Annotated in this window: 11 protein-coding genes; 3 read left to right on the forward strand and 8 right to left on the reverse strand. The window is 68.0% G+C overall.

The genetic code is table 11. The annotated features are described in order from the left end of the window. Positions 1-3 precede the first annotated feature (3 nt). The 3 genes from hisG to hisS form a co-directional block, all read right to left on the reverse strand. Positions 4-714 (reverse strand): ATP phosphoribosyltransferase, encoded by a 711-nt coding sequence (gene hisG / locus RB623_RS14280; protein WP_308057527.1) that lies wholly within the window; start codon positions 712-714, stop codon positions 4-6. Next, entirely contained in the window at positions 711-1,814 is a 1,104-nt protein-coding gene (locus tag RB623_RS14285; RefSeq protein ID WP_308057528.1) for an ATP phosphoribosyltransferase regulatory subunit, read from the reverse strand. Before RB623_RS14285 ends, hisG begins: the two co-directional genes overlap by 4 nt. 358 nt (positions 1,815-2,172) lie before the next feature. Further along, positions 2,173-3,780: a histidine--tRNA ligase gene (hisS, locus tag RB623_RS14290; RefSeq protein WP_308057529.1), complete on the reverse strand. Its 1,608-nt coding sequence runs from the start codon at positions 3,778-3,780 to the stop codon at positions 2,173-2,175. 506 nt (positions 3,781-4,286) lie between these two features. On the opposite strand from hisS, the gene RB623_RS14295 reads away from it, so the two are divergent. The 3 genes from RB623_RS14295 (at position 4,287) to guaA (ending at position 6,974) form a co-directional block, all read left to right on the forward strand. After that, positions 4,287-4,511: a hypothetical protein gene (locus RB623_RS14295; RefSeq protein WP_308057530.1), complete on the forward strand. Its 225-nt coding sequence runs from the start codon at positions 4,287-4,289 to the stop codon at positions 4,509-4,511. Positions 4,512-4,644: 133 nt separating this feature from the next. After that, positions 4,645-5,274 carry a 5'-methylthioadenosine/S-adenosylhomocysteine nucleosidase gene (locus RB623_RS14300; RefSeq protein ID WP_308057531.1) on the forward strand — a complete coding sequence of 210 codons (630 nt, stop codon included), beginning with the start codon at positions 4,645-4,647 and terminating at the stop codon, positions 5,272-5,274. 146 nt (positions 5,275-5,420) lie between these two features. Further along, positions 5,421-6,974, forward strand: a complete 1,554-nt coding sequence (gene guaA, locus RB623_RS14305; protein WP_308057532.1) for a glutamine-hydrolyzing GMP synthase — start codon at positions 5,421-5,423, stop codon at positions 6,972-6,974. A 129-nt stretch (positions 6,975-7,103) separates the two neighbouring features. Here guaA and RB623_RS14310 read toward each other — a convergent pair whose 3' ends face one another. The 5 genes from RB623_RS14310 to RB623_RS14330 are packed head-to-tail and all read right to left on the reverse strand — an operon-like array spanning position 7,104 to position 16,246. Next, on the reverse strand, positions 7,104-8,399 hold the full coding sequence (locus RB623_RS14310) for a TIGR02679 family protein (RefSeq protein WP_308057534.1): 1,296 nt from the start codon (positions 8,397-8,399) through the stop codon (positions 7,104-7,106). Beyond that, positions 8,396-12,571 carry a TIGR02680 family protein gene (locus tag RB623_RS14315; RefSeq protein WP_308057535.1) on the reverse strand — a complete coding sequence of 1,392 codons (4,176 nt, stop codon included), beginning with the start codon at positions 12,569-12,571 and terminating at the stop codon, positions 8,396-8,398. Before RB623_RS14315 ends, RB623_RS14310 begins: the two co-directional genes overlap by 4 nt. Beyond that, entirely contained in the window at positions 12,568-13,851 is a 1,284-nt protein-coding gene (locus RB623_RS14320) for a TIGR02678 family protein (RefSeq protein ID WP_308057536.1), read from the reverse strand. The genes RB623_RS14315 and RB623_RS14320 overlap by 4 nt, the downstream gene beginning before the upstream one ends. Next, complete coding sequence (locus RB623_RS14325) at positions 13,848-15,530, reverse strand: TIGR02677 family protein (protein WP_308057537.1); 1,683 nt, start codon at positions 15,528-15,530, stop codon at positions 13,848-13,850. Before RB623_RS14325 ends, RB623_RS14320 begins: the two co-directional genes overlap by 4 nt. Before the next feature lie 38 nt (positions 15,531-15,568). Next, entirely contained in the window at positions 15,569-16,246 is a 678-nt protein-coding gene (locus tag RB623_RS14330) for a helix-turn-helix transcriptional regulator (RefSeq protein WP_308057538.1), read from the reverse strand. Positions 16,247-16,270: the final 24 nt, after the last annotated feature.

Genomic DNA, 16,270 nt, shown 5'->3' on the forward strand with positions numbered 1-16,270 from the left:
ACCTCATTGCTTCGGGCCGGCGACATTTCTCACCCTCCCGGCTATCTCCGCCAGCGCGGCCTGATCCGCTGCGTCTCGCTTGCGCCGCGAGGCAACGAGGCAGGCCTCGGAGCGCAGGACTACCCCGTCGGACAGGATTTTCAGGTGGTTGGCGCGCAAGGTCGAGCCGGTCGAGGTGATGTCGACGATCACGTCGGCAGACCCGGCGGCCGGCGCGCCCTCGGTGGCGCCAAGGCTTTCGACGATGCGGTAGACCTGGATGCCGTGTTTTTGCGAGAAGAACTGCTGGGTGACCCGCCAGTATTTGGTGGCGATCCTGAGCCGCCGGCCGTGACGCTGGCGGAAATCGGCGGCGACGTCGTCGAGATCGGCCATGGTGTCGACGTCCAGCCAGACTTCGGGCACCGCCACCACCACGTCAGCATGGCCGAAGCCGAGCCGTGCGGCGATCTCCATGCGCGCGTCCCAGTCGGCGCGGCTCTCGCGCACAAGATCCTCGCCGGTGATGCCGAGGTCGACATTGCCCTGGCCGAGTTCGCCGGCGATCTCCGAGGCTGACAGGAAAGCGATCTCGATGTCGTCGCGGCCCTCGACGCGCGCCCGGTATTTGCGCTCGTCGCCGGGCAGGCTGACGGCAAGGCCGGCGGCGGCCAGCAGTTCCAGCGCCTGCTCGCGCAGCCGGCCCTTCGAGGGGATTGCGAGGGTGAGCGTCATGCCGAGCCCTCGCGCAGCGCCTCGATGCGGTCGAGCCAGACGGAAAAGCCAACGCCCGGGATCGGCTCGGCGGCACCGAGCAAGGTGAGCAGGCGGTCGTAGCGGCCGCCACCGGCGAGCGGCTGGGCGGCACCCGGGGCGGCGATCTCGAACACCATGCCGGTGTAGTAATCGAGCGGGCGTCCGAAGCCGGCGTCGTAGGTGACGTCGCCGATCGCTTGCGCTTCCACGGTTTTTGCGCGCGCCTTGAACAGGTCGAGCGCCGTGTCGAGGTAAAGCTCGGCCTCGTCGGCGAAACGCGCCAGCGTCTCGGTCGCTTCGGCAAGCGGCACGCGGATCGCCAAAAACGTCTTCAGCGCGGCGAAGGCCTCTTCCGACAGGCGCACCGCGCCGAGCTCAGCCTTCTCGATCAGGCGCCGCGCGATGTCGTCGGGCGTGCGGCCGGCGGACGGCGCCAGGCCGTGTTCTTCCATGGTCTGGCCGATATGGGCGGAAAGCGCTGCGCGGTCGCGCGCCGCCACCAGCCGCGCCGCCGGCTGGCCGAGGCCGCGCTTGCGCTGCGGGTTGGCCAGGTCGTCGAGCGCCGCGGCAAGCTGTTCCGGCGCGCCGAAGGCGCGCGCCAGCCGCTTCTGCCAGCCACGCGGCAGGCCGAGCGCGGCCAGCACCGCCTCGAACACCGCCTGGTCGCCCAGCGTCACGGTCTTTGGGGTTTTCGGGAGCGCCAATTCGAGCAGCGCGTGGGCGTCGGCGATCAGCCTTGCGTCGGCGAACGCGATATCCGTGTCGCCCAGATCCTCGATGCCGGCCTGGAAAAATTCCGCCCGGCCTTCGCGGCGCTGGCGGAAAACCTCGCCGAGATAGGCGTAGCGGCGCGGCGTGCCGGATTGGGTGCGGATATGGTCGAGGCAGACGGGGATGGTGAATTCCGGCCTGAGGCAAAGCTGCTCGCCGGTCTCGCTTTCGGTCAAGAAGATGCGGCGGCGCAGGTCCTCGCCGGCCATGTCGAGGAACGGATCGGCCGGCTGCAGCACCGCCACCTCGACGAGGTCGGCGCTGCGGGAGGCGAACAGGGTTTTGATGTCGGAGGGGAGGGTGGTCATGGCGCCGACGTCCTCTCCCCCCTTGAGGGGGAGATGGCCGCGAAGCGGCCAGAGGGGGGCAAAGCGGCAGCGAGCCGACCTGATCTTGCGGTGTCAAAAAAGGTGTCGAGCACTGCCGAGGCGACCCCACCCGCCGCCTTCGGCGGCACCCTCCCCTCAAGGGGGAGGGGAGGCGTTGGCGCTCTACGTTGCCCCCCTCTGTCCTGCCGGACATCTCCCCCACAAGGGGGGAGATCGGCGGCTTCGGCTCTGCCGCTCTTCCTGCAACGTTGACGATTGGCGAAGGCAAGGCTGCCGGCCAATCTCCCCCCTTGTGGGGGAGATGTCCGGCAGGACAGAGGGGGGCAACGTACGGCGCTCACCCTTGCGTCCTGTCTTTCGCCTGCGCATCGAGCACTTTTCGCACCGCCTCGACCAGTTCGGCCTCCGGCACCGAAAACTGCGCCGGGCGGCCCTCGCGCCAGGCGGCGTTGTCGGTGATCTCCTTCGACAATTGCTCGCCGAGCGCCATGTCCTTGATCTGCACTTCGCCTTTTGCCCGCTCGTCGCCGCCCTGGATGACGACGCAGGGCGCGCCGCGCCGGTCGGCGTATTTCATCTGCGGCTTCATGCCTGAGCCGCCGAGATACATTTCGGCGCGGATGCCGGCCTGGCGCAGCGAGGCCACCATCTTCTGGTAGCGGCCGAGGCTTGTTGTGTCGCGATCCATGACCAGCACGACGACCGGGCCGACGACGTTGGACGTGTCGAGCTTGCCGAGATTCTTCAGCGCCGTCATCAGGCGGGAAACGCCGATGGAGAAACCGGTGGCCGGCACCGGCTCGCCGCGGAAACGCGACACCAGGCCGTCATAACGCCCGCCGCCGCCGACCGAGCCGAAACGCACGACCTGGCCGTCCTCGTTGGGGATTTCGGCCAGCAGTTCGGCCTCGAAGACCGGGCCGGTGTAATATTCGAGGCCGCGCACGACGGAGGGGTCGATCTGCACACGCTTCGTGCCGTAACCTGATGCCTCTAAAAGGCCTGCGATCGCCTCGAGCTCATCGGCTGCTTGTTGTCCAATCGAATTCTGCGCTCCGCGATTGCGGATCATGTCAACCAGATCGCGGTTGTTCAACCTGAGCGTGTTAGGATCATCTCTAGGACGATCGTCGAGTACGATGTCATCTTCGAGCGCCGGGGTTTTGGACTTCGTAAAACGAGCACCCGTCGCAAAGAAGAGAACTGTTGCTTCTATTGTTGCTATCTGCTCCTCACCCAACCCCGCGCCCTTGGTGAAATCGCCTTCGCCTTCCTTGCCGCCGTCCCAGCGGCCGGGGCCGAGCAGCAGGCGCACGCCTTCGGCGCCGAACTTGTCCAGCTTGTCGATGGCGCGGAGCACGATGAGCCGCCGGCCGGCATTCTCCGCACCGCCGAGGCCGATCGCCTCCAGCACGCCGTCCAGCACTTTGCGGTTGTTGACGCGGATGACATAGTCGCCGCGCGCAATGCCCAGCGCCTCCATCACGTCGGCCATCATCATCGCCATCTCGGCGTCGGCGGCCACCCCCGGCGTACCGACCGTGTCGGCGTCGAACTGCATGAACTGGCGGAACCGGCCCGGCCCCGGCTTCTCGTTGCGGAACACCCAGCCGGAGCGATACGACCGGAACGGTTTCGGCAGTTTTTCGAAATTCTCCGCCACGAAACGCGCCATCGGCGCGGTGAGGTCGTAGCGCAGCGACAGCCATTGCTCGTCGTCGTCCTGGAACGAAAAAACGCCCTCGTTGGGCCGGTCCTGGTCGGGCAGGAATTTGCCGAGCGCGTCGGTGTATTCGATCAACGGCTGGTCGAACGGCTCGAACCCGTAGAGTTCGTAGACGGCGCGGATCTTCGCCATCATCTCCTCGACGGCGCGGATGTCGTCGGGAAAGCGGTCGGCAAACCCGCGCGGCAGGCGCGCCTTCGTCTTTTCCGAGTTGGTCATGGCAGTTTTCGCTTCGTCTTTTCGGGGTCTTTGCGGCGCCGCCGTCCTAGCGGATGGCGCCGGGTGCGGCAAGGGTTTGGGGCTGCGCGTTTTCCCTCCCCCTTGAGGGGAGGGTCCGGCCGAAGGCCGGGGGAGGGGTACGTGCGGAAGTGCTCCGACGCAAGGCGACGTTGGCGTTTGGCCGCGGCGACCCCTCCCGGCCGCTTCGCGGGTCAGCCCTCCGCTAGGGCTCCGGGCGTTCGTCATTCGAAAAGCCAAATCGTTGGCTTTTCGTCCGCTTCGCGGACCATTCCTCACCCCCTCAAGGGGGAGGGGAGGTCGGCATTTTGCCCGTTAACCATTGCGGCGGGTCATGCCGCGATCATTCCGCCCGGCCGCCACAAACCGGCCCTTATTTCGCGCCCATCCGAAACTATGTCGAAACATGGGCGAGGGTTGTGCGGCATGAGCCGGATACCGGCGCCTGTCAGAAACCGGCGCAATCGCACAACCCGAAAGCCAAGACCATGACCGCCCTCGTCAAAAACACCCCGGCGCCGTCGAGCCTCGCGGCTTCGGCAGGGCGCGCGCGCAGGGTGGCCGACAGGCACGGCGGCTTCGACATCGGCGGCGAGGGCGGCAATCTTGGCGGCGCCGCGCTGACCGTGCTGCTGGTGCTCTATCCGGCGGTGGCGTCGGTTGCCGTCGTGCTGGCGGCGTTTATGCTGTCGGGCGCCGCCCCCAGCGTCTGACCGGCGGTTTCCGCCGCATTCCCGTCCGGATGGCTTTGCTGCCCGTGGCCCGTTGCCTTTTCTGCCCGCCGCCGACAAGAGTTGCGCCGGACAAGAGTCCGATTCACGACAACGGCGCTAGAGGGGCGGCGGTATGATCGAGACGATCGCGGGCAAAAAAATCCTGTTCGCCATGGCGGCGGACGCCGAATACGGGCCGCATCTCAAGCGGCTGTTCAAGCCGCTGATGACCGGCGTCGGCCCGGTGGAGGCGGCACTTGCCATGGGCGTGGCGCTGGCCAGACTGGAGGCGCAAAAATCGCTGCCTGATCTCGTCGTTTCGCTGGGATCGGCCGGCAGCCGCTCGCTGGAGCAGACCGAAATCTACCAGGCGGTCTCCGTGACCTATCGCGACATGGATGCCTCGCCGCTGGGGTTCGAGAAAGGCACGACGCCGTTTCTCGACCTGCCGGCGACGGTTCCGCTGCCGCACAGGATCCCCGGCATCCGCGAGGCGACGCTGTCGACCGGCGGCATGATCATCTCCGGCGCGGCCTATGACACGGTCGCCGAGGACATGGTGGAGATGGAGACCTTTGCCGTGCTGCGCGCCTGCCAGATGTTTTGCCTGCCGCTGGTGGCGCTGCGCGGCATTTCCGACGGCAAGGCGGAGCTTCGCCATGTCGGCGACTGGACCGAATATCTGCATGTCATCGACGAGAAGCTTGCTGAAGCGGTGGGCCTGCTGGAGCGGGCGATCATGGACGGCACGGTCAGGCTCTGAAAGCCGGCGAACCTGCGGGCGCGCGATCCGAACCGTTGAATCAGTTTGTGAAGGCGATCAACCGGTTTGGGAAGAGGTTGAATCGGTCTGTTCGCCGCCGTCGCCAACCCATTGCGCCGACTCGACTTCTTCTCTAAATGCCCGCCATGAAGAACACCGACACCGTCCTCATCGTCGATTTCGGCAGCCAGGTCACCCAGCTCATCGCGCGGCGGGTGCGCGAGGCAGGGGTTCATTCCGAGGTCGTGCCGTTCCAGTCTGCCGAGGCGGCGTTCCGGCGCATCAATCCGAAAGCGGTGATCCTGTCCGGCGGCCCGGCCTCCACCCATGAGGCGGGCTCGCCGCGCGCTCCGCAGATCGTCTTCGAGGCTGGCATTCCGGTGCTCGGCATCTGCTACGGCCAGATGGCGATGTGCGTGCAGATGGGCGGCGTGGCCGAGGCGTCGGACCATCGCGAGTTCGGCCGCGCCTTTGTCGAGGTCGAGAAGGACTGCCCGCTGTTCGAAGGATTGTGGGCGACCGGCCAGCGCCACCAGGTGTGGATGAGCCATGGCGACCGGGTGATCTCGCTGCCCGAAGGGTTCCAGATTTTTGGCCGCTCGGAAGGCGCGCCCTTCGCCGTCTTCGGCAATGTCGAGAAGAAGATGTACGGGCTGATGTTCCACCCCGAGGTGGTGCACACGCCGGACGGGGCAAAGCTGCTGCGCAACTTCGTCCACGGCGTTGCCGGCATCGAAGGCGACTGGACGATGTCTGCCTATCGTGACAAGGCGGTGGCTGACATCCGCGAAAAAGTCGGCAAGGGCAAGGTGATCTGCGCGCTGTCGGGCGGCGTCGATTCCTCCGTCGCGGCGCTGCTGATCCACGAGGCGGTGGGCGACCAGTTGACCTGCATCCTGGTCGACCACGGGCTGATGCGCAAGGACGAGGCGAAGAGCGTCGTTTCGATGTTCCGCGAGCACTACAACCTGCCGCTGATCCTGGTCGACGCCGCCGACCGTTTCATCTCCGCCCTGGAAGGCGAGAGCGACCCCGAGAAGAAGCGAAAAACCATCGGCCGGCTGTTCATCGAAGTGTTCGAGGAGGAGGCGAAGAAGCTGGGCGGCGCCGACTTTTTGGCGCAGGGCACGCTCTATCCCGACGTGATCGAGAGCGTGTCGTTTTCCGGCGGACCGTCGGTGACCATCAAGAGCCACCACAACGTCGGCGGCCTGCCGGACCGCATGAACATGAAGCTGGTGGAGCCGCTGCGCGAACTGTTCAAGGACGAGGTGCGGGCACTCGGCAAGGAACTCGGCCTGCCAGAAAGTTTCATCGGCCGCCATCCGTTCCCGGGGCCGGGGCTGGCCATCCGCTGCCCCGGCGGCTTGACGCGCGAGAAGCTGGACATCCTGCGCGAGGCCGACGCGATCTATCTCGACGAGATCCGCAAGGCTGGCCTCTACGACGCCATCTGGCAGGCTTTTGCCGTGCTGCTGCCCGTGCAGACCGTAGGCGTCATGGGCGACGGGCGGACGTATGAGTTCGTCTGCGCGCTGCGCGCCGTGACCTCGGTCGACGGCATGACGGCGGATTTTTACCACTACGACATGGGTTTCCTGGGCGCGACGGCGACGCGCATCATCAACGAGGTGCGCGGCATCAACCGGGTCGTCTACGACGTGACCAGCAAGCCGCCCGGCACGATCGAGTGGGAGTGAGGGTACAAACGGCGGCAATAGCGCGTGAGTCCGGTGGGCTTTCTCCTTTGTCCCACGTCGACGCTCCCAGGCCCTTGCATACGCGCCTCCAAGCCGGTCGACCTGACGGAAACGTGCCGAGCACCGGGGTTATCGATCGTCGAGATCCTGCAACAACGAGACGGCCAGAGCCTCCTCGGCGATGGCCACGCGATGCTCGATCATGGCCAGCGTCAGCGCTCCGTCCCATGATGCTTCGACCGGGTTCCCTGCGAGCGCGCGGGCCGGGCTCGGCGCCGTCCGCGCAGCGGCAAGATAGTCGACGGCGCCGAAGCGCCACGGCTGCGCGCCATGTTCGCGCATGACGTGATTGCCGATACGCAGTCCGGGCCAGTCGAAATCGCCGTGATAACGAAGCCGCGCGTCCGCCTGTGCAAGCTGCGACAGGAGACACCGTTGCGCGGCGGCGGGCATGCCATCGGTGCAGACCAACGGGGCGCAGCCGGCGCCCCACCGGTCCGCTGCGATGGCGAGCAGATTGGGATTTTCGCACACATAAACGTCGCGGCCTGCCGCATCCCATCGCGGCGGCGAGCGCAGTAGCGATCGCAACGACGCATAGGCGGGTTCGCCCGCGGGCCAGCGACCGCCTTCGGCCCCGCTTGTCGGCAGGTTCAGGAACAGGGCCGGGCGCGCCAGCTCGTTGACCAGGACGCCTGCTCTGGCCCACGTATCGCGCGCCCGCTCGGCGCTGCCAGCCGGTTCAGGATCGACGCCGTCTCCGGATTCCCGCACTGTACCACCATCGTCGTCGATGACGGGCGCGGCGTCGTCAACCGCAGTGGTCCGGCGCCACACCGCCAGCACGAGCGCCGCGACCCTTCGGCCATTGTCGAGCGCGTGGGCATCGCCCAGCACGTCTGCGGCCAGTTGCGAACGCGTGATGCCGTTTGCCGGCAGGTGCCGCAGCACATCTTCGGCTTGCCGGCAGAGCCGCGCCGCCTCCGCCGGCTCCTGCCGGGCGAGCCGCTTGAGCAGGCCGACACCCGACGGCGTCCCAAGCAGGCCGGCCAATGCGGGGTGGCCGCACCTGTCGATGACGCCCGACCACAGCGTTTGCAGCCGCAGGCGCGCCCTGGCCAGGTGAGGGATGGGACCGTCGAGCTTCTCCAGGGCCTCGCGCAGGGACGTGGCGAGCCCGGCGCGCCGCAGGTCGGCGTCGATGCGGCTGATGTCGATCCGCAAGGATCGGGAACGCCGCTGCGGGCGGCCGAGCAGCGAGGCGAGTGCTGCATGTTCCTCCGCGCTGAGTTCGCCGATACGAATGGTTTCGACGGCCTCGTCGAGCGGCGCGCGCTCGAAACGCTGGCGCAGCCGCTTGCGCAGCGCGGCGAGATGCTCGCCGCCGAGCAGGCGTTGCAGTCGCGGATCGGCCTGCTCGTTCATGCCGGCGCAAATCGGCGATCGGGATCGGCCTCGGACGTCTTTTCCCGGCCGTCCCAGCTCCACCGCGACACGAACACGGCATCGATGCCTTCACGCCGCTGCAACTGGCAGATGGCGACGCCCGGCAGTTCGGCGTAGCAGGCCCACTCGCGCTCGCTGGTGATGACGAAGTCCAGGTCGAACTCGCGGATCAGCCCCATGCAATGCGCGCGCGCCGTGTCGTCGATGCCGGCGAAGGCTTCGTCGAGCAGCATCAGCCGCGGCGCGAGCGCATAGCTGCCCTGGCTGTAGAAACTGGCGACCGCGGCGAACAGCGGCACCGTCAGGCCGAGCGCCCGCTCGCCGCTCGACGCCGGGCCGGAAAGCTTGCGCCATTGGCCATCCTGCCAGCGCTCGACGCGAAAACGGTGCCAGTGGCGATAGTCCAGGGCGCGGGCGAGTTGGTCGAGCAGGGTGCCGCTGTCCGTGCCGCTGCTGGAATCGGCGCGCTCCCGCTCGGCCGAGATGCGCTGCTGCAGCATGGCTCCGACGACGCGCCGGTCCTCCGCCGACCAGAGATCCGAACTGGTGTTGAGCAGGCGCTTGCGCGCCACGTCGAGACCCACCGGCGCGCCTTCCTCCTCGGACAGTGGCTGCCAAAGCAGCCGATAGCGCACGCCGGTCGAGGTCGGGCGCTTGTGCAGCTCCCTGTTGATGGCGTCGACCTGCCGTTCGGCGGCCTGCAGCAGACGCTGGATTTCAGCGGCGATCTCGGCCTGCAGATGGTTCTCCAGAACGGTCCGCTCGTTGGCGGTCAGCAGTTCGCTGCGTTGAGATATCTCTTCGGCGAGCCGCCCGGCGAGGCGGTCCGGCCGCTCGCGCCGGTTCTGGTAGATGATGTCGACGCTGAACCCCCAATCGCTGGGGTCAGCCTGGGCCTGGTGGCCCAGCGCGCCGAGCGCGCGCTGCAGCTCGGTCAGTTCCTCGGCGATCTGCCGCTGCACGCGTGCCCATGTGTCGTCGTCGTCCTTGAGGCTCGACAGTTCCTGCTCCGCCCGCCGGGCCAGCGTCAGCGCCGGATCAATCGTCCATTGGCCATCCATGTCCGGCAGTTCGACACGCGGCAGCGCCGCCGACAGCAGGCCGGTTCCGGCAAACTGCTGCAATTTGGAGATCGCCTGGGCGCGCGCCTCGCCGCGCTCCTGCAAGACGCTGGTCGCGGTCTCGGCCTGCTGGTTCGCCACCGCCCGCGCCTCGCCCGCCTTGCGCAGGGCGTCACCGGCGAGCTTCAGCGCGACGTCGCCGGCTTCGACCGCGACACGTGCTTCGGCGAGCTGCCGCTGCAACGCCTCAACCTTGGCGCCGACCATGTCGCGCAGCACTTCGAGCCGGGCAAGGGCCTCTTCCGCTTCGACGCGGGCCGCCGCGGACTCCTGCTCGCGCTGCTGAAGGTCGCTCCGCGCCTCGGTCTCCCTGGCAAGCTGGCGCTGCCATTCGGGCAGCGCCAGGCGCAGCTCGTGGGCGGATTGCCCGAGCCGGACCTGCGTGTCGCGATAATGATCCAGTTCCGTTTCGACGGCGGGCAGCGCCTCGGGCGTTTCGGGTAGCCGCAGGTCGGCCGCATCCGCGGCACACTGCTCTCGCACGGCCTTGAGCGCCTGTTCGGCCTCGCGGCACCTTATATCCGCTTCGGCCAGCCTTTCACTGGCGAGACGCGCCGCGCGGGCACTGGCGGCAGCGGCTAGATGCGCGTCGCGGAGAGCCTCGTCGGCGGGCGCCTTGCGCCATTCTTCGTCGGCCTGCCCGCGATCCAGCGCGAGTTGCGTCGCCATCTCCTGCACGGCGGCCAATTCGCCGGAAAGCTGCGCCAGGCGATCGGCGATCTCGGCCAACCGCCGTGTGCGGGCGGCCTCGCGGGCGGCGTGGCCGATATAGACCGCCGCCGGCTTGCCCCAGGCGCCGGTGAGCGCGCCGAGACGAAAGCGGCCGTCAACGGCGATCCAGGCCTCGGTGTCGACCGGGTCGTCATCCGCGCAGGCGATGCCGGACAGCACGCGCGCGACGATATCGGCCGATACGGTGCAGCCGGCCGGCACGGTGACTTCCAGAAACTTGGCAAGCGATGGAGAAGAGTTTTGCCGTGCCAGCGCCTGCGTGTCGTAGAGCGGCGCGCCATCGTCGCCGGCCTGAAGTCGCCCGTCCGGCGAGATCCAGGCATCGAGCAGCCCGGCGGCTTCAAGGGCGGCTTCGAGGCCGGCGCGCTGCGGGGCGGCCACCGCGTCGCGAAAATCCACCACTTGCCAGAATGGAGCGCCCTGACGCGCGTCCCGGACGGAGGCGTCGCGCGTGTAGGGCAGGGGCGGCGCGATGTCGTCGCCGGCCTCCAGGCGCCGACGTTCGTCTTCGAGGCTCCCGCGTTCCGTCTCCAGCGCCTGCCGTTGAGTGTCGAGCGCCGCGCGACGCTGGGTCAGCGCGAAGCTGGCCGTTTCATGCGCCGATTGAAGCAGACGCCGGGCAGGATTGTCGCCTTGCAGCGCCGCCGCCCACTCCGCCAGGGCTGTCAGGGCCGCGAACCTGGAGTCTGCATCGACTTGCAGTTGCTTCAGGCCGATGAAATGGCGATCCCAGCTTTCCGCCAGATCCCGGCCTTGCCGTTCGACCTCGGCATCGGCCTGCGTGCGGCGCTCGGCAACCTGTTCGGCTTCGACCTGCCGCTCGTCCCGGGTTTCGCGCCGGCGCACATAATCCGCCTCGGCTCGCGCCATTTCGCCGTGTCGGCGACGCAAAAGAGCGATCTGCTCGCGCCGGCCGGCAACGAGATTGCGAAGCTCGCCGCAGGCTCTGTCGAAGAGGTGCTGCGTCAACTCGACCAGCGCGGAAGCCTCCAATGCGGCAAGCGGACTTGCGGTGTGCTGGCCGGCGATACCTGCCGCGTCGGCATGAACGGCACTTTGCCGGCGTAGCTCGGCCAGGGCGCGTTCCGCCTGTTCGGCGCGCCGGGCGGTGCTCGCGGTTTCCTCGGTGCTCACTCCCAGCCGCCGGCCTGCCTGCTCGACCGCCGCCGCGGCTTTCTGCATCGCTTGCCGGCGCGCCGCCATCTCCTTCTCGGCGCTTTCGAGGCGGTTGGCGTCCTGCATCGTCGGATCGGAGCGCAAGGCGTCGAGCCGCGCCCGCCCGCGCGCCAGCGTAATTTCGGAGTCGTCATGGGCCGTCTGGGCGAGCCCTTCCCGCGCTTGCGCATCGTCGAACCGGGCCTGAGCTTCGCCACGCGCCCGGCTCGCATTGTCGAACTCCGTCTGGGCCTGGCGCAGCAGGCGCGCCTGCCGGCGGGTCTGCGTGCCGGCATAGACGCGATAGCGCTCCTCGAAGCGGCTGACGGCCTTGGCCAGCGCCTGATACTCGTCGAGCTGCCGGCGGTCTTCCTCGAGTTGCCCGAGCGCCTCGGCGACGTCGCCGAGCAGTTCGGGCGCCAGCGGCGGCAGGGCCTCGGTCAGCGCGTTCGACAGCGCGGTTTCGTCGGGTTTCCTGGAGAGCTGCGGCTGGCGAAGCTGGATCAGCGTATCCATCAGCGCGTCGTAGCGCTTGGCGCCCAGATGGAACAGGCGCTCGTCGACTGCGCGGCGATAGCTGGCGGCGGTGTCGAACACCTGGCCGCGGCCATCGAGCGCATCGCGCAGGCGCTCCTTGGTCAGCACCACCCGCTGTGCGCTCGTCAGCCACAGGTCCTGGTTGATGCGCGGCGCGGCGTCGGCGTGCTCCAGCAGGAAGAACCAACTGTCGACCTGCGGGCGCGCGGCTGTCGCCGACAGCCCGGCGCCAAGCGAGAGAAAACGTGGCGTGCCGTCTTCGGCGATGCGGCCGAACTCGATCCACGCATAGCCGATGCGCCGGTCGTAGCTGTTCATCAGCAGGTTCCAGGCCATCTTCTTGCCCGCGTCGCCGTCGGGCTCGATGCGCGAGGGCTTGAACTGCGCGTCGAGCAGGAGCGGCAGCGTCAGCGACAGCACCTTGGACTTGCCGGTACCGTTGTTGCCGCGCAGCAAAAGATGACCGTCGCGGAACCAGAATTCCTCGCTGTCGTAGTGGAAGAGTTCCACCAGGCCCAGAAGCAGAGGTTGCCAGCGCTGCCGCGTCGGTGTCGGCAGAGCGGGTTTTTCCAATGGCGAAGCGAACAGGGTGAAGCGGTCGTTCATGTCGGTCCGAACAGAGAGCCGGTGGCCGGGGCGGGCGCATTGCGGGTTTCGCGGATTTCGGCCTCGCCCAGGGCAAAGCGGGCGAGTGCCGGCAGCGGATGCACGGCGCCGGCTTTTCGCACCGCCAGTTGCAGCTTTTCCAGCCGATCGATGGCGATTGCCGCGAGCTCGCGTTCGGCGCCGGGCTCGCGCGCGGATTTACGCCAGTAACGTCCATACGTGCCTTTGGCCTCGTGCAGGAAGTCGGCGATGTCGTGCTCCCGCATGACGGGAGCCTGGGCCGCGTCGGCGCCGTCCTTTCGCCGCTGCCTCTGGCCGGCGGCCAGATGCTCGGCGACGAGCAGCGTCACATGGGCGTCGGTGCCTTCGGCGGGCATCGCCACATCGGTCAGCAGGCCGCCTTCGTCGACCAGCGCCAAACCCTCCGCGCGCTGTTCCGCCACCAGGCCGGTGGCGTCGCACAGGCGGGCGGCCATCGTTCCGCGCTGGTTGAGAAAATAGACGCGGGCTTCCGGATCCAGCGTTTCGACATAGACGACCGGGTCGTCGAGAAGCCGGCGCGCTAGCTGGTGGCGCAACGCCGCGCGCCGTCCCTCCTCGCTGTCCGCCACGTGTTCGTCGACCATGGCGCGCAGCCGCGCTTCGAGCGTGGCGGGGGCTTCTTCCTGTGTCCATGTGGATGGGCCACGCACCGCCGCCAGCATGCCGGCGAGCATGCGGCGCTGCACGTCGTAGAGCGCATCGGCCTGATCGCCTCCGGCCTGCACGAACGTCTCCTCGTCGCCGGCGACGCGGTGCAGCACCCCGAGGCTCAGCAATGTGCGGCACACCGAAACGAGTTCGCGCCGCTCGTGTTGCGCCTCGAGCGTGAAGGTGAAGTCGAGCGCCGGCTCGGCGGCGAGTTCCAGCAGCCGCTCGCCCAGCAGCCGCAAGGTGATCTGCGGGTCGGCGCGTTCGAGCACCGCGCAGGCGAGGCAAAGCAGCACGTAGCGGCGACGGTCGTAGCCGGGAAGCCCGCGCATCGCGTCGGTCAGGTTTCCCGGACGCTTGTAGAGGCGCGCGCCCTCGCGCTCGACCTGCAATATCCAGCCCGTTTCGCGTGAAAACCATTCGCGCAATGCTTCGGCCTGCCGGCGCACGGCGGCGAAATCCTCGTCCGCCGGGCTCATCAAGGGTGTCATCAGCAGCGCGCGCACGCAGGCGCGAAACTCCTCGCGCTGAAAGCGCTGCTGCTGCAGGCCGATGGCGCGGCCGTCGTTTGATTTGTTTGCCGCTTTCATCGGCCGTCCTGCAAGGGCGTGATGGTGATCAGGTGGTCGCGCCCGGCAAAGACGCCATGCGGCGTATCGATCCTGGCGTGGCTGTCACGGGCAAGCGGCCTCAGGTGAATGTGCAGCAGGCCGTCGCCCGTCTGCCGTTCAACCGGGGCTTCCGGCCCGGCCTGCTCGCTCAGCGCTTCTCCGAGCAGCCCCAGAAACAGGCCGAAGGTATGCGTGTCCAGTTCGCCCAGATCCGAAAGCCGCGCGGGGTGGCTGGTGGCGAGCCGCTTGCGCGCCGCTTCCACTTGCAGAGATTCTTCCGCGAACTGCAGCGCCAGAAACGCGCGGTCCTCGGCGCGGTCGCGCACGCGGGGCGGCGGTCCGCGCGCCGCGGCTTCGCCGTATTCGCGCAAACGCGGATGAATCCGGAGCGGCGCGGCATCGGCCCAGGAGGTGCTGGCCGGCAATTCCGCGTCCGCGTCGGCGTTGAGCGAGAAATGCCGCGCCGGATTGAGGGCGAAGGCGGCGCGCGCCAGCCGATGCGCCTCGCCATTGTCGGCGCAAGCGGCGAACCAGCCGGCGAGCAGGCGGAAATCGGCCGAGCGATCGCTGCGGCCGCTGCGCCGCTCGTTGAGGGCTGCGATCGCGGCCAGGAGCTGCGGGATTGCCGACCGTGCCCGCGCCCGCAGCAGTTCGGCTTGCGGCGGCTCGTGGCCGGTGCTGAGGAACCAGCCGCGCAGGCCCTTCCATCGCTCGCGCCAGGCTTGCAGGGCGCGGTCGCGCGCATCGGACTGGTCCCGCGCGCCGCCGGGAGCCGCATCGCGCGATTCACGCTCGGCCACCTGGCCCAGCAGGGCGTCGATGCTCGGTTCCAGGGCGGTAATGAGGCGCGCGATGGTGTCGGAGCGGCGCACCAGATCGCCCATGAAGCGTTCCAGATAGTCGATCAGCCGCTTCTTGTAGTTCGCGACCGCGCCTGCTTCGGCCTGCTGCAGCTCGATGCTGCGCGCGACCCCGGCCATGAAGGCCTGGGCGTTCTCGGCCAGGCCTTCGAAGACGCGCACGAGATCCCGCAGCGTTTCGTGGATCTTGGCCACGTCGGGCTCCGCAGCGCCAGCCAGCGCCTGAAGGGCCTGCAACCGGCTCGCTATGTCCTCGAGCGCCACGGTTTGCAGTTCGGCGCGCCGTTGCAAGGTCTGCACGAACACCGCCAGTGCCGATTCCACCGCCTCGCCACCCTGCGACAGCCGGTAGAGGAAGCGGGCGCGATAGAAGTCGCTGAGGCTGGAAACCCGCGCGGTGTCCGGATGCGATTCGAGGTTTCCCCATTCCGCAAGCTGGCCGAGCGCCACATTGACTTCCTCGATGCGCGGCGGCCCATCCGGCCATCGGGCCTCGGCAAGCACGTCGTCCGGCCTCAACTGCAGACGGTATTGCCGCTTGGCCGCCGCGAACACATCCATGATGCATCGGTAGAAGGCGGCCTTCTCGGCGCTCACATGGCGAAAAAGATCCGCCGGGTCATTCGCAATGTGCTCAGGCAAGCGCTGCCTCCCCAACCCATTTCGAATGTTTTCGCTTTGTTCTCGCATCCCGTCAAGATGGGTGTGGTCGCGGGGAACGGGGAAGGTGGGGTAAAGAAACTTGGCGTAGCCGGAACCCTTTTCGGAAGAGACACTCATTGGCTGCTTGCCTCCCAACTTTTCCCGCTCCCCTGATCGTTGATGCAAATGCCAGTTCACATCGGCGCTGACACATGGTTCGGCGAACCGGGCCGGGCCCCGGCCCAGACGTCCTGGCCGATCCGCCATAGCGGCGGCATGCGGGCGAAGGGCGGGATCGTATGGGCGATGACGGCGATGGCAAGTCGTCCATTGGCGCCGACCTTGGCATGGATCGCCTTGACATGCGCCTTGATGGTGTCGACCCCGACATCGAGGATCGTCGCGATGTCCTCGTTCGACTTGCCCTGCGCGATCCAGGAGCCGACTTCGAGCTGGCGGGGCGTCAACGCGGGAAAGGCGATGCGCAGACGGTCGATGGGCGTCAGCCTGGCGAGGGTGCGCTCCCGCGCCTGCCGATAGCTGCGCAGGACGTGCGGCCGGAAGGCCTCCAGCCGGTCGCGTTGCTCGTCGCTGAATGGCGGGCGGCCGACCACCCGATGCCCGGCGACGGTCAGCACGTAATCCTCGTGCTGGATGACGATCGATATCACGCGCCGTGCGTTGGAGGGCAGGAACACGTCCCGGGCGATCGGCAGGGTGAGGAATTCCTCGTCGCTGAAGAAGTCCGACTCGCGGAGCGCCCGCTCGCCGAAGAAGGTCGGATCGCTGCGCCAGAAGGCATGGCTGTGCATGTGACGGGCGAAGGCGGCCATCGCCTTGGCGCGCCGCGAGGGGTCGTCCTCCACGGACATGACCGAGCGGACCTCTCCGGTTGC

It is taken from the genome of Mesorhizobium sp. LHD-90 (assembly GCF_030929505.1).
Taxonomy (GTDB): Bacteria; Pseudomonadota; Alphaproteobacteria; order Rhizobiales; family Rhizobiaceae; genus Kumtagia.

Excerpts from the sequence above, each read along its gene's own strand:
- hisG (WP_308057527.1), bottom strand. The coding sequence starts at position 714 with ATGACGCTCACCCTCGCAATCCCCTCGAAGGGCCGGCTGCGCGAGCAG.
- RB623_RS14310 (WP_308057534.1), bottom strand. The coding sequence starts at position 8,399 with ATGAACGAGCAGGCCGATCCGCGACTGCAACGCCTGCTCGGCGGCGAG.
- RB623_RS14285 (WP_308057528.1), bottom strand. The coding sequence starts at position 1,814 with ATGACCACCCTCCCCTCCGACATCAAAACCCTGTTCGCCTCCCGCAGC.
- RB623_RS14300 (WP_308057531.1), top strand. The coding sequence starts at position 4,645 with ATGATCGAGACGATCGCGGGCAAAAAAATCCTGTTCGCCATGGCGGCG.
- hisS (WP_308057529.1), bottom strand. The coding sequence starts at position 3,780 with ATGACCAACTCGGAAAAGACGAAGGCGCGCCTGCCGCGCGGGTTTGCC.
- RB623_RS14330 (WP_308057538.1), bottom strand. The coding sequence starts at position 16,246 with ATGTCCGTGGAGGACGACCCCTCGCGGCGCGCCAAGGCGATGGCCGCC.
- guaA (WP_308057532.1), top strand. The coding sequence starts at position 5,421 with ATGAAGAACACCGACACCGTCCTCATCGTCGATTTCGGCAGCCAGGTC.
- RB623_RS14295 (WP_308057530.1), top strand. The coding sequence starts at position 4,287 with ATGACCGCCCTCGTCAAAAACACCCCGGCGCCGTCGAGCCTCGCGGCT.
- RB623_RS14320 (WP_308057536.1), bottom strand. The coding sequence starts at position 13,851 with ATGAAAGCGGCAAACAAATCAAACGACGGCCGCGCCATCGGCCTGCAG.
- RB623_RS14315 (WP_308057535.1), bottom strand. The coding sequence starts at position 12,571 with ATGAACGACCGCTTCACCCTGTTCGCTTCGCCATTGGAAAAACCCGCT.